The following is a 21,208-nucleotide window of genomic DNA, read 5'->3' on the forward strand; positions in this document are numbered from 1 at the left end:
AACGATCACGTTACGCTTTACCATGAGAAACACGGCTTTGACGGGCCAAACTGTCAATGATCACCGCAATGGCCAATACCGCACCTGTGATCATGTAACGATGAGAAGACGATAAGTTCAGTAGTGTTAAACCATTCGCAATAGATTGGATAACAATAATACCCAGCAGCGCAGACCACGCAGAACCACGACCACCAAATAGGCTAGTACCACCAATAACCGCCGCGGCTATTGCGTTTAAATTCACGTCGCTTGTACCCGCTTGCTGACTCGCCGAGGCTAAACGCGATGCCGCTAGCACACCACCCAAAGTGGCCAAAGAAGAGCACAATACAAACGCACTGATGTAAATGGCTTTCACGTTGATACCTGCTCGACGTGCTGCTTCTGCGTTACCGCCAACAGCAAACATAGAGCGGCCCCACTTGGTACGGGTTAATGCGTAATCCATACTGATTACCAGCAAAACAAATAACCCAAACATCCATGGCACACCACGAGATTGATTCAGATAAAACGCGGCAGCTTCTAATGCAACCGTAACGAACAGTGCCTTTAATAAAATACTGTTCAGACTTTTAGCGGAAAGGTTTGACGCTTGTCGTTTCTGACGAATACGCTTGCCCATCACCACAATGACGATGCCAGGAATGAATGCAAAAGAATAAGCCACCCACGCCGGCATAATCATCAATTGACCGAAATCCACCATTGACGAGCCATAGGGTAAGTTGATTGAACCAGTAGAACCCAATAGAAAAAGTTGGAAACCTAATAGCGCCAATAAACCAGCCAATGTAGAAACAAAACTTGGCATACCAATTTTAGTTCGCAGATAGGCATAACCAAATCCCATCATGGCACCAACACACAAACTTGCCCCAATGGCTAAAGCTAATGGCCAACCTTGATTCACCCACAACACACCGAGTAAAGCGGAACCAACTCCACTCATTGAGCCAACAGAGAGGTCAATTTCGCCCAGCATTAGAACGCAAACGATACCCAACGCAATAACGCCCACCGTAGAGCAATCAAATAAAAGGTTCACTAGGTTGTTCGCTGACAAGAAAATAGGGTTAATTGCCGTAAAAATCCCCCAAATCAAAACTAAACCAACCACTACCGGTAAAGAACCTAAATCACCCGATTTAACACGATCAATAAAAGCGTGGAGACTGCCTGAAAAACCGTTTGCATGCGTTACACGACTGTCACTGCGGTCTAAAAGACCCTCTTTATTACCAGAATTTTTTATTGAATCACTCATTGTTGTTCCTCGACTTTCTTATCAGCTTCTGCCAAACGTTTTGCTCTTCTTGAAACCGCATTGTCCGTCGCGCCAGTAATGGCACCTATGAGCTCTTCATTGGATGCATCTGCTGCAAAAACACCGTTATTTTTGCCTAAACGCAATACCACGACTCGATCCGCGATGGCTCTAACGTCTTGCATATTGTGTGAGATCATAATGACCCCTAACCCTTTCGCCTTGACTCGCTCAACTAGGTTAAGAACCTCTGCCGTTTGCGCTACGCCTAACGCGGCTGTCGGCTCGTCGAGCATAATAATTTTGGGGTTTGATAATAAAGAACGAGCAATCGCCACGGTCTGACGCTGTCCACCCGAGAGGGACGCGACGACATCACGGACACTGGGTATACGCGCAGCCAGCTCGTTTAAGAGAGTCCAAGAAGTGACCTCCATTTCAGTTTCATCCATGTGCCATGGCGTTTTTTCTTGTCCTAAGAAAATATTGGCGACAACGTCTAAGTTTTCACACAATGCCAAATCTTGGAAAACCGTCGCAATCCCCAGATCCAACGCGGCACTTGGTCCTTCCATAACCACTTCTTTACCTTCAAATAAAATGGTGCCGGACGTAGGTGAATGCGCGCCAGCTAAGGTTTTAATTAAAGTCGATTTACCCGCGCCATTGTCACCAACTAAGGCCACTACTTCGCCAGGATAGACATCGAGATCAATGTCCGTGAGTGCGGCAACCGCACCAAAATTTTTAGAGACTTTACGCAAACTAAGAATGGGGTGACGACCCTCTGAGCGCGCAGAAGTGCTTGAAGACATGATTTGCTCCACAGGAGTTAAATTAGGAAAGACGCCGCTCAAACGATGTGAGCGGCGGAGCATTAGAGTATTAGCGTATCGTTAGCGCCAAATACCAAGCTCTTTACAACCTGCTAAATATCGACCAGTACAAACATCACCCGCGAAGGTAACGCCGCTGTCAAAAATAATTTCTTTGATGTTTTCGCGCGTCACCACTTCCGGAACAAAAAGCTCAGATGGCGTGTTGTACAAAGTAGTTTTTGCTGTAGGCGTAATACCGTTTAGCATTTGAACGGCAACGTGAGCTGCTGCGGTAGCAACAATCTCAGACGGTTTAGAAATGGTATTGTACTGATCACCCGCAATAATCAACTGCAAAGCGGCAATTGTCGCGTCATTACCAGTTACTGGTGGAAGAGGATTCACACCAGCGGCTTTTAACGCAGCAATCGCACCGCCACCAGTACCATCATTCGCAGCCACAACCCCTAATATATTTGAGCCGAAACGAGCCACTTGGCCGTTTGCCCAAGTTTGTGCTTTTGGTGGCGCCCAATCTGGCGTGTCGTACTCGGCAATGGTCGTGTAGCCACTGTTATCCAATCCTTCATCAATACCATCGCGGATCAAACCCGCAGCGGCATCGGTAGGAGAACCGTTAATTTGAAGAATGCCGCCTTTGTCTTTTGGCACGCCCATTTTTTCTAGGTGTTGGACCAAGCTTTCTGCAATGGCTTTACCTATGCCTTTATTATCAAAGGACACGTAGAAGTCGGCAGCTTTTCCTGGAATAGGACGATCGTAGGCAATCACTTTAACGCCTTGGCTTTGCGCCAAATTTACTAAAGAAGCCGCAGCACTGGAATCGACTGGATCCAGAACAATCACTTTTGCCCCTTGAGTAATCACCGAGTTAAATTGTTGCTGTTGTAAAGACACGTCGCCATTGGCATTTTGATAAATCAACTTACAATCTGAACAAAGCTTTTCCATGGCGGCTTTAAAGCCTGGAAAGTCATGTTTTTCATATCGAGTAGATGCCTGATCCGGCATCAAAAACGCTACTGTCGACGACGCTTGTGCTTGTGCTGCGAACGTTCCAAAGGTAGCGGCAAGCGTAGTAAAACCGATTATTTTTGTTGCTATAGTTTTCATTACTTACACTCCGATCAATAATTTTAGGCGAAAATCGCCCACAACAATCAAATCATGATTGATGCTTTGTTACCCTCACTCACACTATTGGTTAAAAAACTCAGATGTAATACACTAACGTCGTCTTTCATAACTGCTGTAACAGTGATGTAAGGCGGTTAGACATCTTTATTGAGCTCTAACCTCCGCGAAGATGCAGGGTTAATTTGTTAAGGTAAAACGTTTGTATTACCGGCTCCATTTCTCACTCGTTAATTCTGCATCTTGGCCTCCTAAACTTATTTCTCTATTGTTTTCCAAATTGGATCACTAACGTGACCTTCCCACTTCGACAGTCCTAATTTTTTACTGAAATATTTTTCACAGAGTGTCGCTGAATAAGCGTCGCTTCCAAAATGGTGGCCTTTGGATCGACATTTATTCTTTCTGAGTCAATACGTTCTAACAATCGAGACCACGCATTCTGGGCGACCTCGGCCACTGGCTGGCGTATTGCGGTTAAACTCGTACTGCGTGCAGACATCCAAGCGTAATCATCAAAGGCCACCAACGAAATATCCTGACCGACTTTAATATTACATTCAGCTAAAGCAGTAAGTGTGCTCAGCGTTGTCACGTTTGTTAACGCTAAGATCGCCGTTGGCTTGGGATTTTGCCCTAACCAGTTCGCTATTTTTATAGCGCCTTCTTCTAAATCAGACCCCAGCTCAATAACATTTGGCTTGGTCAAATGAGATTTTTCCATGGCCAAAAAAGCCCCTTCAACACGTTCACGAATAGGAGGAAAGGACAAGTTCGACGCCGCAATAAGGATGCTCTCATGACCTGCGTCTGCAAGGTGCTGGCAGGCTAAATCCCCAGCGGCTCGATTATCAATCGTAACCGTATCGAACGGCGCTGAATGAACAGAAACACGGTCAATCAAGACGGTTGGACAATGGGATGTTAGATCTAGAAGTGATTCAGATAACTGGCCAGAACATGGGATAGCAATCATCCCTGCTGGTCGCCAGCTCATCAGAGCTTTGATACGAGAGGCTTCAACATCATCTCGATCATGTGAGCTTGCAACAATAACGTCGTAGCCATGTTCAAATGCAAGGTTTTCAAGGTGGGAAACAATGGTAGCAAAAAACGTATCGGTGATATTTGGCACCAAAACCGTGACAACTTTGTTTCGTTGTGAGCGTAATTGAGAAGCAGCACGATCCATTTGATAGCCAAGTTGAGTCGCTGCCAGGCGAACTCGCTCTTTAAGCTCGTCATTAACCGGTTTCTTGCCCGAAAAGACATTAGAAACCGTCGCTGTTGAAACATCAGCTAATTTAGCGACTTCACGGATTGAAGGCTTTCTCATTGCAAACGTACCTTTTTAATATTTATAGTTAAACGTTTAACAGCACTAAGACTAGCAGACTAAGTTTTAATCAATCAAGTCCTTTGTTAAACGTTTAACTGTATTTTTCGAAAATAGTATAAAAACAACAAAAAGCCCGTTGTGCTAGATTGATTCATAATCAAGCCAACACAACGGGCTTTTTGTCGCTTAAGACTCAGAACAAAGCCTAAACAAACTCTTCTAAGAAATTTGCTAAATAAAGATACGAGCGCTGCGCGACCAGCGGATTATATTGGCTTCCGTGATCAGGGTTGTCGGCGCTTGGCAACATAAATGAATGCACGGTGTTACTGAAATCCACAAACTGGAAATCCATTCGTAAGCTCGTCCAATAGCGTTTTGCTTCTTGTGCATCGCCTTCTGGCACTAATGGGTCTTGATGTCCGTTCAACACCAATATTTTGGCCTTGGTATTGGCTTTGTCTTCTGATTGAGCGCGAAAGAAGCTCATCAACCCATGAAAACTCGCCGCACCTGCGCTGTCTTCAAAGTGCAATCCAGCTTCTAACGCCAAGCGTCCGCCTAAACAGAAACCCACATGAACGATGGTTTTAGTCTGCATGCCATCGCAAGCAGACTGTGTGAGCTGATGTTGCAGCGCGTGCAAAGGCTCTGCTTCTGCCAACAACGCACCCATTTTTGCCCGCTTTTCATCCAGCGCCACAGGGTTCTTGTCTTGGCCGTATAAGTCAATCGCGGTCACTGAGAAGCCAAATGCTGCGATCTGATCCGCGACGCTTTTTTCAAAATCACTCAAACCGGAAAATGTCGGCCAAATCACAACGTGAATATGGCTTTTATTCGAATCTAATACATCAATTTGATAATGAATCCGCTTAACGTCTTGTTTAAATATTGAATCAAATGTCTGGCTCACACGTGGCTCCTTATAATTTTATTGGATAATCTAATGTCTTCATCCAGTGTAACCAGCCCAACTTAGTGAAATCAAGCAAACCAAATGGATGAGCCAATATACGGAAATAGCACGGCTAACGTGCAATATAAACACGGATTTTTGCCACCCACGCCATACAAAGCAAGGTTGTTACAACGTAACAATCAGTGTTACTTTAGCGACTGAAACGCATCTTAAAATACGCGAAACACAACAATAATCAGGAGAACCTTATGTTATCAGGCAGCTGTTTATGCAATGGCATTCAATACGAGATACGCGGTGAACTGGGTGACATCATGCAGTGTCATTGTCAAAAATGCCGCAAAGCCAATGGCTCCGCCTTTGCAGCCAATGCCGCTATTCCAACCACGGCATTTGTTCTTTTGAAAGGCAAAGAGTTACTGGCGGAATACGAGTCAACACCGGATGTTTTCCGCGTATTCTGCAAAACATGCGCTTCACCGCTTTATAGTCGTCGCCCGCACATGCCTGAATTATTGCGCCTTAGAATAGGCACACTCGATACCAAAATTGACGGAAAGCCCTCTTCTCATATATTTGTCGGCTCCAAAGCCGAATGGCATGACATCTGCGATGACAAGCCTCAGTACGATGAACGACAAGTCGTATGATCGTCAATTTCAACGAGTAATCTAAGGAGCGAGTGCTCCTTTTTTTATTACCGAATAGAACTCATCGTTCATTTTATTGTCTTAGTATCCTAAGATAAGGCATGACATAATTTACATTAATTAAGTCCCATCACAGCGGTAAGAGAGTGAATTGATATGAGTAAACCCTACAACAAGCTGACGCCAACTGAAGCCAGTGTGATTCTTGATAAAGGCACAGAACGCCCATTTACTGGAGAACACACAGACACAATGGAAGGCGGTTTATACGTTTGCCGCCAGTGTGACGCGCCACTTTATACCTCTGAACATAAATTTGTTTCCCATTGCGGCTGGCCAAGTTTTGACGATGAAATCAAAGACGCCGTCAAGCGTGTTCCAGATGCAGATGGTCGTCGTGTTGAGATCGTTTGCGCGAATTGCGAAGGCCATCTTGGTCATGTATTTGAAGGCGAAAGACTCACGGAAAACAACATCCGCCATTGTGTGAATTCCATTTCCATGAAATTCAAAAGCAACGCTTAACTCCCGCCATTAGGGTAGCGTGCAAGCCAGATACCGCACGTTACCTGTGGTAATTCTTACCCTTTTTCTAGCAAACTTTACTCTATTCGGCGATGAATACCTGCAATCATACAACGCACCGAACCACCAGCCGACTCAATAGTAGATACCGCCAATGGCAGCAATATATTTGATTGCTGAATAATGGTTTTTTGCGAATCTGTTAGCGCATGAAATGCCGTTAAAGACAATGCCAATAAACACCCTGCTTTCCCTTTTAACTCAATCGCGTTACCACAAAAATTTCGTATTTGTTGATGGCTTAATTCGATCACAGTCAAACCACCCTGCTCAAATAACGAATAAAGCCTTCCGCGATCTTTTGGCGCCACCATGTCCATGCCGATCATGACAAACTGACTGCTAATGCACATCAAAACATTGCTGTGATACACAGGAATGCCGTTTTCATCCGCCGCATCGAACAACACGCCTTGAAAACCAATTGATTCACACAGCGAATAAAACAAACGTTCGTGAGTGCGTTTCGACGCCGCGGCGTACGCGACCTTATTGCGATGATCAAACACAATGGACCCTGTACCTTCTAAAAATTCGTGCTGGTTGGCCGCATCACGCAGGTCGACTATGTGAGAATAATCATATTCTTCTGTTAAATAATCCATGATGTCTTGGCGGTATTCTTGACGGCGATTGGGGGCGTACATTGGGTATTTCACCAAGGTGCCGTGATGATGCGTAGAAAACCAATTGTTAGGAAACACAGAATCTGGTGTTGCGTTGCTTGTGTCTTCAAACACATGCACCGTCACGCCTTCTGCTTCTAATATATCCACCGCTCGAGTCACTTCGTCATAAGCGGATTCTGAAGCAGACTCTGTATGAATTGTTCGCTGAAAAGCGTTGTCAGCCATGGTTTCAGGGTTTGAAACAAAGTAATGGGGCCGAACCATCACAATGGCTTCTGGTGGCTGGGAATGAACAAAGCTATTTATCATGCAACACATCTCTCATCGCGTCAGTGGAGTAGATGCTCATATTAAAGAGTGCTAGTGTTGTTTAAAATGTCAGTTACTTATAAAATTCGATACGTTTTATTACATATTGATAAGTCACACTTGTCTAATTGTTAAATCACGTTTGTAATTCCATCTTGTCTCAGTGGTAATAATGACCCCTTATATTTATGACTCTCTCGACAGCGCCTTGATCGCCGAATTACGAAAAGATGGCCGCGCCTCGATTTCTTATCTAGCACAAACACTCAAAGTTTCCCGAGCGACGGTGCAGAATCGTCTTGATCGACTGATTTCCAGCGGCGTGATATTAGGCTTTACCGTACGAGTGCATCAAGAAGTGGAAAAAGAAACCGTGCGCGCCATGATGATGATCGAAGTCGCAGGGAAATCCACCTCACAAGTCATCAAAAAACTGCGTGGTATTCCCGAGTTAGTGACCTTACATACAACCAATGGCGCTTGGGACTTAGTGGCAGAATTACAAACCACTAGCTTGGGTGAGTTTGATCGAGTGCTGCGTCGAGTAAGAGAAGTGGATGGCATATTGAACAGCGAAACCAGTTTATTACTTTCAAGCATGTAGTGTAGTGCAACGCTCCGCTTCACTAAGTAAGTGAAAAAAACATTACGTCATAAGCAAACAATAAAACCTTTATCTAAAGCCTTTAAAGTATAATCCTTAGATACTTAAGCATTTTTTAATCATGTATTGTAAGGATGCTCTGGATACTTTACTGGTTTTTTTACCTAAAAAAGCAGACCTTAATCCCAACCCTTCTACTAAATCGATGATAAGTTCAGCAACCTCTTTAGTGTTCATTTTAGGGTCGAACTGTTTGAGCTCAATTCCCTTGGATAAAACGCTTGATATAGATTCTGACATTTTTTTTCTGTTCGCAATAAAGCCTTCCGCAATAATAGGATTTCGTATCGCTTCAGCCGTTATTTCAACGGTCAAAGTCGCGTTGGGTTGCTGTTGAATATAGTGCAAATATTCGCTAGAAAATTTTTCTATCGCGACCAGAGGATCATTATATTTTGCGAGTATCATTTCAAACTTTTCGAGTTCAACCGCTTCAAGAACCGCTATCTCAGAGATAAGAGCGTCTTTACTATCAAAATGGTTATAAAGACCGCCAAGGCTAATAGAAGCACTGTTAGCAATGTCTCGAATACTCGTCTGATGAAAACCCTTAAGCACAAAGCACTCTATCGCGGTCTCTAGAATTAACTCACGTCGTTTTCGAGTAGATTCATCTCGGCTGAGATTTTTATTCAGTATTTTTTTCATATATTGACTCTAACTTGATTTATCAGCATAGTCATGTTTAAAATTACAACGAACGTACGTTCATTCATTTTCTTGTTCATTTTTAATAATAAGGTAATGGCTATGATTATGCAAAAACATTGGTGGTTAGGATTTCTCGGGAGCATTGGGCTATACAAGCTTCCAGAGGTTCTTAGCTACTTTCAGGGCACAGGCAGCGCACTGGATTTACTCAATCTTTGCTGGCTCCTTTGGTTTCTATATTTCTTACCAGAAGAAAATACAGATAAGGTGGAAAAGTAATGAACTATATCGACAAACAATTTGAAGCGTTTGCAGATGTACTCGGCGTATTAGAAGCAATCGGACTTGGTTTTCTTCTTCTAATCATAGCGGAAACACTGTGGGATTTTTCTATAAAAAAACGGGTAAGTTTAAAAGAAACCACTGCGAATTTCATCATTGCTATTGCTAACCACTTACTAGATCGAACACTTTTTGGACTCGTTTTTATTCTAGGATTATTCATCGCCCAAACCTACGCCTTTTTTACTATTTCAACAGCATGGTGGAGCTGGATCATGGCCATTTTGATGGCTGATTTTACCTATTATTGGATGCATCGATGTGAACACCAAGTGCGTGTTTTATGGTCGTATCATAGCGTTCACCACTCTTCACCTGAGTTTAACTTAACGACTGGACTTCGCCTTGCTTGGGTAGAGGGCATGGTAGAGTGGCTGTTTTTTGTGCCAATGATATTAATAGGATTCAGTGCAATCCAAACCTTCATCGCATTGTCTATTGTTGTTCTTTATCAGACTTGGATCCATACAGAAAAAATTGGAAAACTGGGGTGGGTGGATCGGGTTTTTAATACACCGTCTGTCCATAGAGTACACCATGGATCTAACAAGCCATATCACGACAAAAATTACGGCGGCATTTTAATCATATGGGATCGCCTATTTGGCACGTATAAATCAGAACAAGAAAAAGTTGTATACGGCATTACGACACCTATTAGTTCTTGGAATCCACTGGTTATTAATTTTTATGAATGTTGGAAGATCATCAAAGACATTCTGAAGACTAAGAAATTAAGTGATGCCGTTGGCTTCCTGTTTTATCGACCTGGCTGGAAGCCAAAAGACCGTGGAGATTAACCCAAACGCTATTAAGAACCGCCCTTTCCCCCCGAATTCAAGTCCTAAGCGCCTAACGCATCTGATCTTTCAAATGATGTATGAAGCCTGTTGCACAGAAAAACCTTCGTTAGTCAGTGGCGATATGTTGCTCAGACCAAAAAATCATACGAAGGTAATGGAGTATCGTTATGTATGAACACACGTATAAAATTATTTTAGTGTTATTAGCCATCTTTTCAACAAGCTCTTGTTTAGCCCAAAATCATTCAAGCAACTTTGAATTAGGCTTTTTTACCAATTACTCAACTTCAATTTATAAGGGGGTTGATCGTGGTGTAGAAAGCCTTCCTTTTCTTTCTTATGACAGCGATAGTTTTTTCCTCCAAGGAACATCCATTGGCTACCATGCTTCAAAAGAAATAGATTTTTCTCTAAACTACAACGAATCTTTTTTTGATCCTAGTAATTCAGATGACAACAACATTAAAAAGCTAGATGAACGTAAAGGAGGCTTAACCGCTAAATCTACCATTGAATTAGGGATTCTCAAAATTGAACTAGAGCAAGACTTATCAGGAGAATCTGATGGTTTCTCTGCTAATTCATTGATTAGCATACCTCTTTACCAAGGTTCTTATACTTTAATAGGCTCTATTGGCTATACGTACAATAGTGAAAAATTAAGTCAGCACTTATATTCCGTTTCTTTTGCCGAGTCTACTCGCACTAGCGGCGCTATCGCTACACACACCTCTAAAAGCACTCACTATACAACGTATGGAATAAGCATGATCAAACCTTTATCGGAAAAATTCACGCTTTCAACCGACCTTACGCACATTCGCTTTAGCGATAATGTAGAAGCGAGTCCCATCGTTACAAAAAATACTAAAACGGCCGTTGAAGTTATATTGATATATACCTTTTAAAACCTTGGAAATTGAATAATACCTCTAGTTTTTTGAAGGGCCAGTTTAGCTTTACTCTGGCCCTATTTTATTCATAGTCTTCAGTAGGAGTATCGTTTTTTGTTTGAGTTCAGACTGCGCGGACCCGCATCAAAAAACCATCTCAAGCTGGTATTAGCGAATCTATATCCATACATTATTCTTTGCGGTTCGGTTGGCAGCCTCAATATCACCTGTATTAAAAACGCCCTTCCCATAAGATGCCAGTACGCTGATAGGTATAATTGAAATATCGAACGTGTTGCTGGGTGTACACAATAAATGAACATGGTTGGTCATAAACACCCAAGCATGTATCGATACTTCAAACTTTTCAGCGTATTCACGAAGCCAATAAGCATAGGCTTTAATGCCTTCATCGCAGGCAAAAAAAATAGGCTGGCGGTTATTACCGCGCTGAATAATGTGCTCGGCATAATCTGGAATTTAAACTCTTGGGCGACGTGGCATGGAGGCTCCTTTCTCTCATACTTTAATATAGAAAAGGATAGCACCAAGAGGAATTTTCTAGGGAGTAGATTTAATTTTGCTCTGACCCAAAATATCTTATGCCTTCAATACACGTTTCGTAGATCACTCCACTTGGTCGTATAAGCGGGCGACAAATGCTCTCGTTTCATCGTCCACTGTGGCGATACACCTTGCGAGGCGAAGAAGACGTTGCCGAGGCCGCTGTGGTTGATTTGATCCACGACGGTCATTAGGGCTTTTGAGTTGAGTTTTGTGCTGTCTAATCGGAATAAGTCTTGCTGAAAGGCGCCGTGTTCATAGAAGTCAGCCAACATCACACCAGCCTTCATATAGCGGAAACCTGCACGCCAGAGTTGGTGAAACATCACATCGGCTACGTCTAGTAAATCTCGCGTGTCGTCGGTTGGGTTGGGCAGTTCTGCCGATAGGGTTCTCGCGTATTGCGGTTCGTTTGGAATAAAGGGACTGGTACGAATGAACACGCTCACCACACGGCACAGGCGTTTTTCCCCGCGGAGTTTTTCGGCCGCTCTAGTTGTGTATTTAGCGATCGCTTCCCGAAGTTCTTGCTTGTCTGTCACCTTATGACCAAATGACCGACTGCAAATAATCTGTTGTTTCGTTGGCCTGACGCATTCCAAATCCAAACACGACACCCCATTCAACTCTCGAACGGTTCGCTCCATCACCACAGAAAACTCACTTCGAATGGTTTTCGGGTCGGCATTAGAAAGATCCAGCGCCGTATGAATGCCCCTCGATCGTAACTTCTCCGTGGTACGACGACCAACGCCCCACACGTCACTCACATCAACCAACGCCAGCAAGCGTTTTTGCCGATCGGAATCCATCAAATCCACCACCGACCCTGTCGCCGGATACTTCTTCGCCGCATTATTGGCCAACTTTGCCAGCGTTTTAGTTGGTGCAATGCCCACACCCACGGTAATGCCCGTCCATTGATCTACCTTCGCTTTCACCTGCTTGCCAAAGGTCAGCAAATCCACCACATGATCAACACCGGTTAAATCCATGAACGCCTCATCGATGGAATACACTTCCACCCGAGGCGCCTCTTGTTCAATGATGGTCATCACGCGATTCGACAAATCCGCATACAGGGCATAATTCGACGAAAAGCACACAATGCCGTGTTTTCTTATCTCGTCCTGAACCTGAAACAGCGGCACGCCCATTTTCAGCCCCAGCGCCTTTGCCTCCTTGGATCGAGCCACCACACAGCCGTCATTATTCGACAACACCACAACGGGTGTATGCTTCAAATCTGGCCGAAACAACTTCTCGCAGCTGGCGTAAAAATTATTGCAATCAATAAGCGCAAAGACCGTCTTCATCAACCGCGCTCGTACTTACGAACCACGCCCGTGACCACACCGAAAATTTCCAACTCGGACTCTTCGGTAATATGAATGGCTTTATAGGCTTTGTTCTTCGGGCGAAGCAACACATTGGGCTTAAGCTCTAAAGTTTTTACGGTCATTTCCCCATGAATGCAGGCGATCACAATGTCTCCGTGACGTGCCGTTAACGAGCGATCCACCACCAAAACATCACCCGAATGTATGCCCGCATCGATCATCGAATCCCCTTGAGCGCGCACGTAAAACGTCGCCGCTGGGTGAGCGACACAGAACTCATTTAAGTCTAAGGATTTTTCAACAAAGTCCTGAGCAGGAGAAGGAAACCCCGCCGACACGGAATCCACATACAAAGGGATTCGCACACTGTTAGCCGCGATAAACGCCGCCGACTCTGAAACACCAAGATAAGTCACACGCATAACAAACACCAAAATACTGTATGGATATACAGTATAGTTTTAAGCAGCGTGAATGACCAAGTGAATTTTTGTAAGAGGAAGGATTTCCGATTTTGCGACCAGAAATGAGAGGCCAAAGAGAGTTTTTCATCTGGCCCCAAATATCATTTATTGGGCTAAAGCAAAGCGCTTGATCAACTCAATGGCGGCCTGTTGGCAGCAAATCACAGATGTTTTATGATGAATATGTTTAGTTCAGACGAAAAAAAACCACCCGAAGGTGGTTTAAAAAAACGATCTTTGGATCGCCTTTTTGGTGAGAATGATTTGGTAAGTTTTTACAAAAACTCTACTGTTTCTCTAAGTCTTCAATATCTTCTGCGATCATTGCTGCCACACCTTTAATAAGCGCATCTTCATCAGATTTTTCTCTCATTGTGTAACTGGCGATCTTCAATTTCATTAACATATTCCCAACATATTCCAAACCGAATTGATTTTCTTTAGTTAGAACCTTACTTCCATCTTTAACGATGATTGTATAACCAATGCGAGGACCACGAAGAGAGTCAGAAGGAAACGGGGTACCATCGCCAGCAAATTGTCTACGGTATGTTATTTCAATACTCAACGAATTTTGGGTGTTATCCAATGTTAATAGATTTTCTTCTTTTAAGCGTTTTGTCAGTACATCTTCGAAGATTTTTTGCATTTCTTCTTGTGAATAATACTCAATGTCTGGTGTTACTGACTCGGTTAGCGTAAGAGAAATATTTTCAATATATAGCTGATCCGTTGTCTTAATCATTGGAGTAGTACTACAACCAACCAGTCCAACTACCAGCAAAGAGCAGGCGACTATTCTCAACATTATTTTATGCATTGATTTTTCCTTTTATCAAACTTTCACAATAGTTTTAATGAGGTCTGCTACTAACGTAATCTCTCTTGCACCATACAATTCAAAATAGCACTTCCAATTGCTTCATTTCTTACTGACTCGCTATTACTAGTATTTTTAGCGGTTCTATAATCACCCAAAATCACTTCTTCCCATTTTTCACGGGTACTAGTGTTTTCAGCACGACTTAGTTTTTCTTCAATTATTGTATTCATTAGAGGGAGACATTGCTGCTCATATTTAGTAACTTTTTGATCAACCGTCTGCTTTGGAATTGATGCACAACCAGCTAGAAAAGCCCCTAGAATCAAGACGCAGAATATTTTATTCATTACTCATCCTTAAAGTTAATATACTTAAATCATCACAGTCAGTGTGATGTAAGTATTTTGCATAAAAAATGAAGCGTGACAATAATTTATAGTAAATTTATAAGTTTTTGAAGCTCCCCCCTTTTCTGTTCCTTCCCTGTTCTAACCTTCCCCGAAGTGCCGGCCAGTGGTGTTTTTGACGCGCTCGATGGTTTCATCGATCCGTAGTGGGTTAGTTTGAAGCTGATCAACGGCGATTTGGTATTTGCGGATGGTTTCGACCATATTCATTATATCGGCGGCGGGGACGACGACAATGCTTTCTGTTATTCCCAAGGATTGGGCGATGTCGTTAATGAGTTTGAGTTTTTCGTCGTCTTGGATGGTGGCGGATAAGCCTTGTTGGATGGGTTCTTGCGGTTGCTCTGGTTGGGCTTGGTCGAAGGCGCGGATGACTTGCAGGTTGAACTTGGGGCTGATCCACATGGCGTAAGCGTACACCAGTTCTTTGCACACCCAAGTGCCACCACTTCTACCCTGATTTGTATTAACAGCTAAACTATGCGAATTAGCATAGTTTTCAATTTCAGCTATTAACTCTTTGGTTTGTTGGTTTCTTAGGAATTGTGCTGGTAAATGACGCGACTCTGAGCCAGCGGCTTTATGAAGATCATTAAGGGAATACAATCCGTCGAGTGTGCGGATGTCTTTTGAAGAGATAATTAAATGAGCCATCTATGGCCTCCTACGGTCTAAGTTAGACCACCTAAACAAGGTTGCAATCTCGTATAAGGTGGTGGATCTAAATTCAGGTTGCAACAACCGCCCGTAGGAACGGCCTAACCGAAGTTAGCCCAAACAAAGACCCACCATAACAGGCGGACTCCGGCCACAAAAAAACACGCGGTGCGTGTTTTAGGCCGCTACGGTTCAAACGGGGTTGCAATCCCGACACTGGATTTTGCCAGTGCAAGGAAATAGTAGATCAACGATTGGCGGGGGTCAAGAAACTACCGTCTTTGTCGGAGCTAAAATTTATATGAGCGCTTTCTAAGTTCAAAATAATTTCCTCAGACTCTATATTCGTATTAGCTGGTAAAGGTGCAACATCATTAGTTTGTTTATATAGCCAAAAAACTGTAGCCAGTGTAAAAAAACAAATCAAAAACCAAACTAAACAATATAAATTTCTTTTCTTATCAATATATGTGGATTCTTTTTGAGATATTGAATTCACATTAATGATTTTATTAAGATCCGACTCATTCAGAAGATCTTTATATCTGTTTCTAACTTCATCATATCGTTCTAGAAGTCTTTTTTTATCAACGTTAATTTCAAAAATAGATACACAAAAGTAAATACTTGAAATAATAACTAATAGGACAGCAACAAGAAGAACCTCATAACTTATAGCCCCCCCCAAACTCTTACCACTTATAGCTCTTAGCAAGAATACAGTCACGAAGAAGGTCATAAAAGTCCAGATCCCAGCTTTTACGGTAGAAAATACACTTTTAGTTAAATCAAGCGCCTTATCAGATTGACCATATAAAAAATCATTTATCTTATTTTTTATTTCGATATATTGCTTTACATTTTCTTTAAGATATAAGTCATATCCAGACAAAATAGAGTCTAAAAGTCCATTCTCGATATTGAGAAGACGACCATCAACTAGATGTATCGACATTACATTTCTAGCAACTCCAATTTTATCAACAAAACTACCTTCTGAGTAAGCCCATGAATAAACATTATAAATTTCATCATGATTAGCAACCTTCATTTCACTAAAAGATAACTTATCAAGAACCTTCTTATATCCTTTAATCTGAATCTCTAAATCATCATCATGAATAGAAGAAAAGTCCGATATAAAAGTAAGACATAAAACCCCAAGAATGCCGTTCAAAATACCAGCAATCTCATTATGAGCATCACCATTAATAATTTTAAAATCATCAGGAATCAGAAAATTATCTTTAGCGTTAACAAAGTGACTTATTTTCGCTCTATCCAATATAACTTTTTTCCTTTTCTTTTCTTTAATGAAAGAAAAGTCTAGATTTTTTTCATTATTAGAGTAAGTGGAAATGAAAAAAATTGATTCGCTATTAAACGATTTCATGTCTTCCCAAAACCTAAACTCAATTTTTCCATCGAAACTAAACTTAGAAAACTCTTCTAAAAGAGTTTGAGCATTTAAAGTAGACAAGTATAAAAAGAAAGCTGTTTTATCAAATATATCAACAGATGATTCACTGCGTAAATCTAAAACCTCCAACTCAAATTCAACTAATTCATCATCATCTAACGCTTGAACTTCTTGTTTCAATTCACTCATTTTTTCAGAGTAATCATCTTTATTTGTAGAAAATCTTACACTACTCCCAAAGCCACCAAATGAAATCTGTAAGTTCTTCCCCTCAACTAATTTAAATAAATCAAACAACTCGTCAACATTAGGATAGAAAATTTCCTCAGCTTTTACTTTAGCTTTCACTTGAAAGCTATCAAAGCTACTAATGTAAACTTTAAAATCAGAAGCAAAAAATAATCTTATAAGATCATTAGCAAAAGAGTTAATCACTACTCACCTTTCTCAAATTCTCTATATCCAAGTTCAGAATATATTTTAATGAATTTACGACCATCAGCCTCTATCCCTGCTTTGATTTTCCCTTTCAAATCTTTAAGATCACCTTTAATGTTCAAATCAAAAAATTCATCCAAAACAACAGTATTACTTAATCTTGACTTAATCGCACTTTTAGTAATATCAAAGGCTCTATCAAAGCCTTTTACATCAGGGAGAGACTCAATTTCAGTTATTATATCTGGGAAAACCTCATCAAATTTATACGACTTACTTTCGTCATAATCTTCAATCTTATTTAAAATATTTTTATTTTCAACTGTATGATTTTTAATCATCGATACAACATCATCGAAAACAAATCCATCATTATTTCTATAATAATTAATCATTCCATTTTTAAGTAAAAGATAATCATACCTAGAATTCTTTTTAACTTTGCTTAAAACTTTATCTATCGATGTATAAGATTCAAAAGTATTTATTTCAGATGAAACCAATGGTTCAGCGCGAAGAAATCTATCACACCAAAATCTTGAGATCTTACTATTACTATCGGAAACCAAGAGTTCTGAAATTTCATTTCCGTTAAATGTAATTAAAGCTGTCTTTTGTGTTCTAGTTTTTTCTGAAGGCAATCCATCAGTAAGTTTCAGAGTTGTCAAGTCTAAAAACTCATTATCATCAACTTTGATTATGAGATATTTATTTAAACCATCATGATTAAAGTAAACTTGAATTAAGACCCCTTTACTTACTTCATTATTTAACTTTTCTATTATCTTTTGTACTTCCAATTCTTCAGAATGCAGCTTCTTAACAATATCTTCTGAAATAGCTTCAAAAGTTTCACTTTTATTAATAAGTGATAAAAGTCTAGATGGGACCAATTCGAAGGGTTCAACAAACCTAAATTTACAACTTCTAGGGCTAGCAATCACATCCTCAACAACCATATTAATATATTGCTCTAAATAACTTGTGTCTGCAGGGAATGCAACATCAACTGGGTCTGTAGCATGTACACTTAATTTATGTAATGTATGACCATAAGAAATAACTGGCACTAAAACCTCCTGTTTCGTACACAGCATCCATGCCTTATTCAGAATAGAATAACACTGTATGCATGTACAGTATAATTTAAAACTTACATAATATTGACTCAAATATAACCATTTCATTATAAAAACACCAACCTCCCCCACTCCCCCAACGCTTTGCGCATCTGTTCTCTGGAATGGGTGTGCATGTAGCGCTTGTCCAGTCCGTCCCGTTCGTGGTTGAGTAGCATCTCCCCACTTTTGAATACAAGAAATCCCAGTCGATGCGCCTCTCTCATTGTCTTGCCAGCTGTCGCGGGCGAGTTTGCGTATGTCGTGGCTTGTGAATTTGATGCCGACGTCATCGCTGAGGCTTTGATACCAACGCTCTATGGTGCGTGTGGTAATGGGTTTGATGCCTTTGACGCTGAATATATAGGTGCCACGTTTGGGCAGGCTGTTGATCAGGTCCATGGCGTGTTGGGTGATGGGCAAGCGGTGCTCGGTGCCGTTTTTGGTGTTCTCTGCCGGTAGGTACTATTCCAACGCGCTGGACGAAAAGTGCTTCCATTCGGCAAGGCTGGTTTCGCCTTCTCGCGTGGCGTGGAGCAGTTGCGTCATGAAGAAGACGCGCCGTGATGTGGGTTGTTTGTGGATGGCGGCGAGTAACGCGGGTAGGTCGTGGGGTTTGAGTCGCCCTGGTTGGCTGTCGGGCTGGGAGGTGGTGAAGCTGCTTAGGGTGATGTTTTTGGTGGGGTTGCTGGCGATGAGGCTGAGTTCTTTGGCGCGGCTAAAGGCGGTTTTGAGTACGCCAAGCACGCCTTTTATGGTGGACAGCGCGTAGTCACTTTGCATGGGCATGTAGAGTTGCTTGTACAGTAAGGGTTTGTCGATGTGGTTGAGTCGCACTTGGTCGAGCTGTGTCAGTAGGTGGTTGCCTATGTAGCTGGACGCGGCTAACCCTAAATCCAACCATTTACGTTAAATATCTACCTATCACTATTGATTAGCTGAAAAAACTTACGCACATCTAATCTAAACCTTACATCTGTATTTTTTCCTTGAAAGTAAAAATCTCCGAGTTTATCTAGGCTTTTAGCATTGTCATTAAATAGAGTGATATCGTTCATCGCGGCATCAATAAAACTCTGAATTTCCATAAAGTGTTGGCACATTGACGTATCGTGTAAGCCACAATGATAAAAACAGCGAATCACGGCTGCGCATTCGTAACTTAAGCTTGATAAGGCTTTTTCTATGGGCAAGAAGCTGGGGTCAGGTTTTCCAGCAAAATAACTTGATTGATTCTTCATCGTTCCCTCTCCTAATCATCCCTTTTCTGAAGCCGCCCTTTAGCGCTTGTTTTCTGAATCACTACTTTCTTAAGCTTTGCTATCTTGAGCGCCGCGATAATGAGTAAACATAAAGCGCCCTGTTTCACTACACTGATCTGATATACAGCCTTGCGTCGTATTTCAGTACACCATTGGTGAGCCTCTCAATTCGTAAGGCTTGTTTTTCTGGGATCACGTTTCCCCACTGTGAAATCGAGCTTGATGAAATACTCAATGTGCTGGCCAAGCACTGCTGAGTACCAAAATAGCGAATGACTTTTTCCTTGTGCATGACAATATACCTCCCAACCCTGAAGTTTGTTTTTATAAACCTTACAAGTAAATAAAAACAAACTCAATATAGTTTAGTATTCTTAACATGGATATTTCAGACCGAATCAGACAAAAAATGACGGAGCACAATTTAAAAGCCGTCGACTTAGCGAGAATGACTGGCGCGACCAAAGGGTCGGTGAGTCAGTGGCTCAATGGCATTTCGTCGCCTGGCGGAAAGTACATTGTCTCTCTTACCAAAGCGCTTCGCTGTGATGCCAATTGGTTATTTGGGGGAATCTCTTCCGATCAGACCTATGCTCATTCTTCTCATGTAAATTCAACGCAGACGGCCACCAAACTACTGCCCGTCATTAACGATGATTTAGCGAAAAAATGGAACGGCTACCATGATCATCCCAACTTAGAAAAAAACACTCAATGGGAACATGCCCCTTCTACAATAAGCGATAGTGCGTTTTGGATGGCGGCGGTAGGAGACAGCATGATCTCCCCTATTGGTCCTTGCATTGGCGAAGGTCATTTGATTTTAGTCGACCCTACTGCGGCCGCAGAAAATGGGCATTTGGTGGTGGCTCAATTGGATTCAACCGATGAGCTGACATTTAAAAAGCTCGTCGTGGATGCCGGTCAAACCTACCTAAAACCACTAAACCCTAATTATCACGCTCTTGCTGTTTACGATAATTATCGAATCATTGGTGTTGTGGTAGAGGCCAAAATTTTACTTTAACACCTCTCTTCACCAATAAAAAAAGCCACAGTAAGTGGCTTTTTTTGTGCCTGTGCTATCAGATAAACTTCACCAAGTATATTTTTATTGACTTTTATTGGTTTAAATATATAAACTTTCGTTTTGAAATAACCAAACAGGGAAGGGAAAAAGTATGCTCATTCTTACTCGACGGATAAACGAAACCATCAATATCGACAACAACATTCAAGTCAAAATCATCAGCGTAAAAGGCGGACAAGTCCGTATCGGCGTAACAGCACCAAAAAACGTGATAGTGCATAGGGAAGAGATTTATAAACGGATCGAGGATCAAAAGCGTCAAGTGGATAATGAGTCGTATTGGCCGTAACGAGTGAGCGGCATAAAATCTCAATGCAAAAAAAACAGAGATCACGAAAAAAGCGCAGTAATACTCGGGAATAAAATAATTCTTTAAGGGATTTGTCGTTCTTTTTTTGGGAGAGGGATAGAGATAGAGATTAAGGTGGCACCTCTACCAGCCGCACCTCGGCACACAAGTCCACCGCTGTGGCTGCTTCCTTCCGGATCTGACCAGGTTCACGGTTTATCGTTGCGAGGGGACCAGCAGAGACACCATAAAGGAGGCTTGTTGACCTTGGGGCGCAATTATACGCAGCCAAATTGAAATATCAAC

The 21,208-nt window shown here is 41.9% G+C and carries 27 protein-coding genes and 1 other RNA gene; 9 read left to right on the plus strand and 19 right to left on the minus strand.

What is annotated here, in order from left to right:
• Positions 1-10: 10 nt before the first annotated feature.
• The 5 genes from MP3633_RS10790 to MP3633_RS10810 all read right to left on the minus strand — a co-directional run bounded on the left by MP3633_RS10790 (position 11) and on the right by MP3633_RS10810 (position 5,498).
• Positions 11-1,270 carry a sugar ABC transporter permease gene (locus MP3633_RS10790; protein ID WP_176335547.1) on the minus strand — a complete coding sequence of 420 codons (1,260 nt, stop codon included), beginning with the start codon at positions 1,268-1,270 and terminating at the stop codon, positions 11-13.
• Complete coding sequence (locus MP3633_RS10795; RefSeq protein ID WP_176335548.1) at positions 1,267-2,085, minus strand: ATP-binding cassette domain-containing protein; 819 nt, start codon at positions 2,083-2,085, stop codon at positions 1,267-1,269. The genes MP3633_RS10790 and MP3633_RS10795 overlap by 4 nt, the downstream gene beginning before the upstream one ends.
• Positions 2,086-2,166: 81 nt before the next feature.
• Positions 2,167-3,222 carry an ABC transporter substrate-binding protein gene (locus tag MP3633_RS10800; RefSeq protein WP_112138268.1) on the minus strand — a complete coding sequence of 352 codons (1,056 nt, stop codon included), beginning with the start codon at positions 3,220-3,222 and terminating at the stop codon, positions 2,167-2,169.
• A 337-nt stretch (positions 3,223-3,559) separates the two neighbouring features.
• Positions 3,560-4,579, minus strand: a complete 1,020-nt coding sequence (locus MP3633_RS10805; protein WP_176335549.1) for a LacI family DNA-binding transcriptional regulator — start codon at positions 4,577-4,579, stop codon at positions 3,560-3,562.
• Positions 4,580-4,787: 208 nt separating this feature from the next.
• Positions 4,788-5,498, minus strand: a complete 711-nt coding sequence (locus MP3633_RS10810) for a dienelactone hydrolase family protein (protein ID WP_176335550.1) — start codon at positions 5,496-5,498, stop codon at positions 4,788-4,790.
• A gap of 254 nt (positions 5,499-5,752) precedes the next feature.
• Here MP3633_RS10810 and MP3633_RS10815 point away from each other — a divergent pair, with 254 nt between their 5' ends.
• Positions 5,753-6,154, plus strand: coding sequence for a GFA family protein (locus MP3633_RS10815; protein ID WP_176335551.1), 402 nt, complete (start codon positions 5,753-5,755; stop codon positions 6,152-6,154).
• 156 nt (positions 6,155-6,310) lie between these two features.
• A complete protein-coding gene (locus MP3633_RS10820; protein WP_112138261.1) occupies positions 6,311-6,679 on the plus strand; it encodes a methionine-R-sulfoxide reductase in 369 nt (122 codons plus the stop codon).
• Between the two features lie 77 nt (positions 6,680-6,756).
• Here MP3633_RS10820 and ctlX read toward each other — a convergent pair whose 3' ends face one another.
• Positions 6,757-7,677 carry a citrulline utilization hydrolase CtlX gene (ctlX, locus tag MP3633_RS10825; protein ID WP_217909003.1) on the minus strand — a complete coding sequence of 307 codons (921 nt, stop codon included), beginning with the start codon at positions 7,675-7,677 and terminating at the stop codon, positions 6,757-6,759.
• A gap of 172 nt (positions 7,678-7,849) precedes the next feature.
• Between ctlX and MP3633_RS10830 the strand changes: the two genes are divergently transcribed.
• A complete protein-coding gene (locus MP3633_RS10830; protein WP_112138258.1) occupies positions 7,850-8,281 on the plus strand; it encodes an Lrp/AsnC family transcriptional regulator in 432 nt (143 codons plus the stop codon).
• 96 nt (positions 8,282-8,377) lie between these two features.
• On the opposite strand, the gene MP3633_RS10835 is transcribed toward MP3633_RS10830, so the two are convergent.
• On the minus strand, positions 8,378-8,989 hold the full coding sequence (locus MP3633_RS10835; protein ID WP_112138257.1) for a TetR/AcrR family transcriptional regulator: 612 nt from the start codon (positions 8,987-8,989) through the stop codon (positions 8,378-8,380).
• 102 nt (positions 8,990-9,091) lie between these two features.
• On the opposite strand from MP3633_RS10835, the gene MP3633_RS10840 reads away from it, so the two are divergent.
• From MP3633_RS10840 to MP3633_RS10850, 3 genes are all read left to right on the plus strand, one after another.
• Positions 9,092-9,271 (plus strand): hypothetical protein, encoded by a 180-nt coding sequence (locus MP3633_RS10840; protein WP_176335552.1) that lies wholly within the window; start codon positions 9,092-9,094, stop codon positions 9,269-9,271.
• Entirely contained in the window at positions 9,271-10,134 is an 864-nt protein-coding gene (locus tag MP3633_RS10845) for a sterol desaturase family protein (RefSeq protein WP_112138255.1), read from the plus strand. The genes MP3633_RS10840 and MP3633_RS10845 overlap by 1 nt, the downstream gene beginning before the upstream one ends.
• Before the next feature lie 170 nt (positions 10,135-10,304).
• Entirely contained in the window at positions 10,305-11,045 is a 741-nt protein-coding gene (locus MP3633_RS10850; protein ID WP_176335553.1) for a MipA/OmpV family protein, read from the plus strand.
• Positions 11,046-11,207: 162 nt separating this feature from the next.
• Here MP3633_RS10850 and MP3633_RS10855 read toward each other — a convergent pair whose 3' ends face one another.
• From MP3633_RS10855 to MP3633_RS10890, 8 genes are all read right to left on the minus strand, one after another.
• Entirely contained in the window at positions 11,208-11,510 is a 303-nt protein-coding gene (locus tag MP3633_RS10855) for a transposase (RefSeq protein ID WP_217909089.1), read from the minus strand.
• Positions 11,511-11,638: 128 nt separating this feature from the next.
• Entirely contained in the window at positions 11,639-12,910 is a 1,272-nt protein-coding gene (gene umuC / locus MP3633_RS10860) for a translesion error-prone DNA polymerase V subunit UmuC (protein WP_176335554.1), read from the minus strand.
• On the minus strand, positions 12,910-13,356 hold the full coding sequence (umuD, locus tag MP3633_RS10865; RefSeq protein WP_176335555.1) for a translesion error-prone DNA polymerase V autoproteolytic subunit: 447 nt from the start codon (positions 13,354-13,356) through the stop codon (positions 12,910-12,912). The genes umuC and umuD overlap by 1 nt, the downstream gene beginning before the upstream one ends.
• A gap of 328 nt (positions 13,357-13,684) precedes the next feature.
• Complete coding sequence (locus MP3633_RS10870) at positions 13,685-14,218, minus strand: hypothetical protein (RefSeq protein WP_176335556.1); 534 nt, start codon at positions 14,216-14,218, stop codon at positions 13,685-13,687.
• Positions 14,219-14,268: 50 nt separating this feature from the next.
• Positions 14,269-14,568, minus strand: a complete 300-nt coding sequence (locus MP3633_RS10875; RefSeq protein WP_176335557.1) for a hypothetical protein — start codon at positions 14,566-14,568, stop codon at positions 14,269-14,271.
• 141 nt (positions 14,569-14,709) lie between these two features.
• Entirely contained in the window at positions 14,710-15,282 is a 573-nt protein-coding gene (locus MP3633_RS10880) for a KilA-N domain-containing protein (RefSeq protein ID WP_176335558.1), read from the minus strand.
• A 250-nt stretch (positions 15,283-15,532) separates the two neighbouring features.
• Positions 15,533-17,140, minus strand: coding sequence for a hypothetical protein (locus MP3633_RS10885; protein ID WP_176335559.1), 1,608 nt, complete (start codon positions 17,138-17,140; stop codon positions 15,533-15,535).
• Positions 17,140-18,213, minus strand: a complete 1,074-nt coding sequence (locus MP3633_RS10890; protein ID WP_176335560.1) for a hypothetical protein — start codon at positions 18,211-18,213, stop codon at positions 17,140-17,142. The genes MP3633_RS10885 and MP3633_RS10890 overlap by 1 nt, the downstream gene beginning before the upstream one ends.
• Positions 18,214-18,450: 237 nt before the next feature.
• Between MP3633_RS10890 and MP3633_RS10895 the strand changes: the two genes are divergently transcribed.
• A complete protein-coding gene (locus MP3633_RS10895; RefSeq protein ID WP_176335561.1) occupies positions 18,451-18,723 on the plus strand; it encodes a hypothetical protein in 273 nt (90 codons plus the stop codon).
• 3 nt (positions 18,724-18,726) lie between these two features.
• Here MP3633_RS10895 and MP3633_RS10900 read toward each other — a convergent pair whose 3' ends face one another.
• The 3 genes from MP3633_RS10900 to MP3633_RS10910 all read right to left on the minus strand — a co-directional run bounded on the left by MP3633_RS10900 (position 18,727) and on the right by MP3633_RS10910 (position 19,815).
• Positions 18,727-19,161, minus strand: coding sequence for an integrase (locus MP3633_RS10900; protein WP_176335562.1), 435 nt, complete (start codon positions 19,159-19,161; stop codon positions 18,727-18,729).
• A gap of 17 nt (positions 19,162-19,178) precedes the next feature.
• Positions 19,179-19,502 (minus strand): hypothetical protein, encoded by a 324-nt coding sequence (locus MP3633_RS10905; protein ID WP_176335563.1) that lies wholly within the window; start codon positions 19,500-19,502, stop codon positions 19,179-19,181.
• Positions 19,503-19,629: 127 nt separating this feature from the next.
• The gene (locus MP3633_RS10910; RefSeq protein ID WP_084545987.1) at positions 19,630-19,815 is read right to left on the minus strand and encodes a Cro/CI family transcriptional regulator; all 186 of its coding nucleotides are present in this window, start codon (positions 19,813-19,815) and stop codon (positions 19,630-19,632) included.
• An 87-nt stretch (positions 19,816-19,902) separates the two neighbouring features.
• Between MP3633_RS10910 and MP3633_RS10915 the strand changes: the two genes are divergently transcribed.
• Positions 19,903-20,550 (plus strand): helix-turn-helix domain-containing protein, encoded by a 648-nt coding sequence (locus MP3633_RS10915; RefSeq protein ID WP_176335564.1) that lies wholly within the window; start codon positions 19,903-19,905, stop codon positions 20,548-20,550.
• 154 nt (positions 20,551-20,704) lie between these two features.
• Positions 20,705-20,902, plus strand: coding sequence for a carbon storage regulator CsrA (csrA, locus tag MP3633_RS10920; RefSeq protein WP_176335565.1), 198 nt, complete (start codon positions 20,705-20,707; stop codon positions 20,900-20,902).
• Between the two features lie 142 nt (positions 20,903-21,044).
• Here csrA and ffs read toward each other — a convergent pair.
• Positions 21,045-21,141, minus strand: an RNA gene (ffs, locus tag MP3633_RS10925) — signal recognition particle sRNA small type.
• Positions 21,142-21,208 lie beyond the last annotated feature (67 nt).

It is taken from the genome of Marinomonas primoryensis, assembly GCF_013372285.1.
Classification (GTDB): Bacteria; Pseudomonadota; Gammaproteobacteria; order Pseudomonadales; family Marinomonadaceae; genus Marinomonas; species Marinomonas primoryensis.

Bases quoted from the DNA above. Each gene is read 5' to 3' on its own strand.
- MP3633_RS10790 (WP_176335547.1), bottom strand. From the start codon at position 1,270: ATGAGTGATTCAATAAAAAATTCTGGTAATAAAGAGGGTCTTTTAGAC.
- MP3633_RS10795 (WP_176335548.1), bottom strand. From the start codon at position 2,085: ATGTCTTCAAGCACTTCTGCGCGCTCAGAGGGTCGTCACCCCATTCTT.
- MP3633_RS10800 (WP_112138268.1), bottom strand. From the start codon at position 3,222: ATGAAAACTATAGCAACAAAAATAATCGGTTTTACTACGCTTGCCGCT.
- MP3633_RS10805 (WP_176335549.1), bottom strand. From the start codon at position 4,579: ATGAGAAAGCCTTCAATCCGTGAAGTCGCTAAATTAGCTGATGTTTCA.
- MP3633_RS10815 (WP_176335551.1), top strand. From the start codon at position 5,753: ATGTTATCAGGCAGCTGTTTATGCAATGGCATTCAATACGAGATACGC.
- MP3633_RS10820 (WP_112138261.1), top strand. From the start codon at position 6,311: ATGAGTAAACCCTACAACAAGCTGACGCCAACTGAAGCCAGTGTGATT.
- ctlX (WP_217909003.1), bottom strand. From the start codon at position 7,677: ATGATAAATAGCTTTGTTCATTCCCAGCCACCAGAAGCCATTGTGATG.
- MP3633_RS10830 (WP_112138258.1), top strand. From the start codon at position 7,850: ATGACCCCTTATATTTATGACTCTCTCGACAGCGCCTTGATCGCCGAA.
- MP3633_RS10835 (WP_112138257.1), bottom strand. From the start codon at position 8,989: ATGAAAAAAATACTGAATAAAAATCTCAGCCGAGATGAATCTACTCGA.
- MP3633_RS10840 (WP_176335552.1), top strand. From the start codon at position 9,092: ATGATTATGCAAAAACATTGGTGGTTAGGATTTCTCGGGAGCATTGGG.
- MP3633_RS10845 (WP_112138255.1), top strand. From the start codon at position 9,271: ATGAACTATATCGACAAACAATTTGAAGCGTTTGCAGATGTACTCGGC.
- MP3633_RS10850 (WP_176335553.1), top strand. From the start codon at position 10,305: ATGTATGAACACACGTATAAAATTATTTTAGTGTTATTAGCCATCTTT.
- umuC (WP_176335554.1), bottom strand. From the start codon at position 12,910: ATGAAGACGGTCTTTGCGCTTATTGATTGCAATAATTTTTACGCCAGC.
- umuD (WP_176335555.1), bottom strand. From the start codon at position 13,356: ATGCGTGTGACTTATCTTGGTGTTTCAGAGTCGGCGGCGTTTATCGCG.
- MP3633_RS10870 (WP_176335556.1), bottom strand. From the start codon at position 14,218: ATGCATAAAATAATGTTGAGAATAGTCGCCTGCTCTTTGCTGGTAGTT.
- MP3633_RS10875 (WP_176335557.1), bottom strand. From the start codon at position 14,568: ATGAATAAAATATTCTGCGTCTTGATTCTAGGGGCTTTTCTAGCTGGT.
- MP3633_RS10880 (WP_176335558.1), bottom strand. From the start codon at position 15,282: ATGGCTCATTTAATTATCTCTTCAAAAGACATCCGCACACTCGACGGA.
- MP3633_RS10905 (WP_176335563.1), bottom strand. From the start codon at position 19,502: ATGAAGAATCAATCAAGTTATTTTGCTGGAAAACCTGACCCCAGCTTC.
- MP3633_RS10910 (WP_084545987.1), bottom strand. From the start codon at position 19,815: ATGCACAAGGAAAAAGTCATTCGCTATTTTGGTACTCAGCAGTGCTTG.
- MP3633_RS10915 (WP_176335564.1), top strand. From the start codon at position 19,903: ATGGATATTTCAGACCGAATCAGACAAAAAATGACGGAGCACAATTTA.
- csrA (WP_176335565.1), top strand. From the start codon at position 20,705: ATGCTCATTCTTACTCGACGGATAAACGAAACCATCAATATCGACAAC.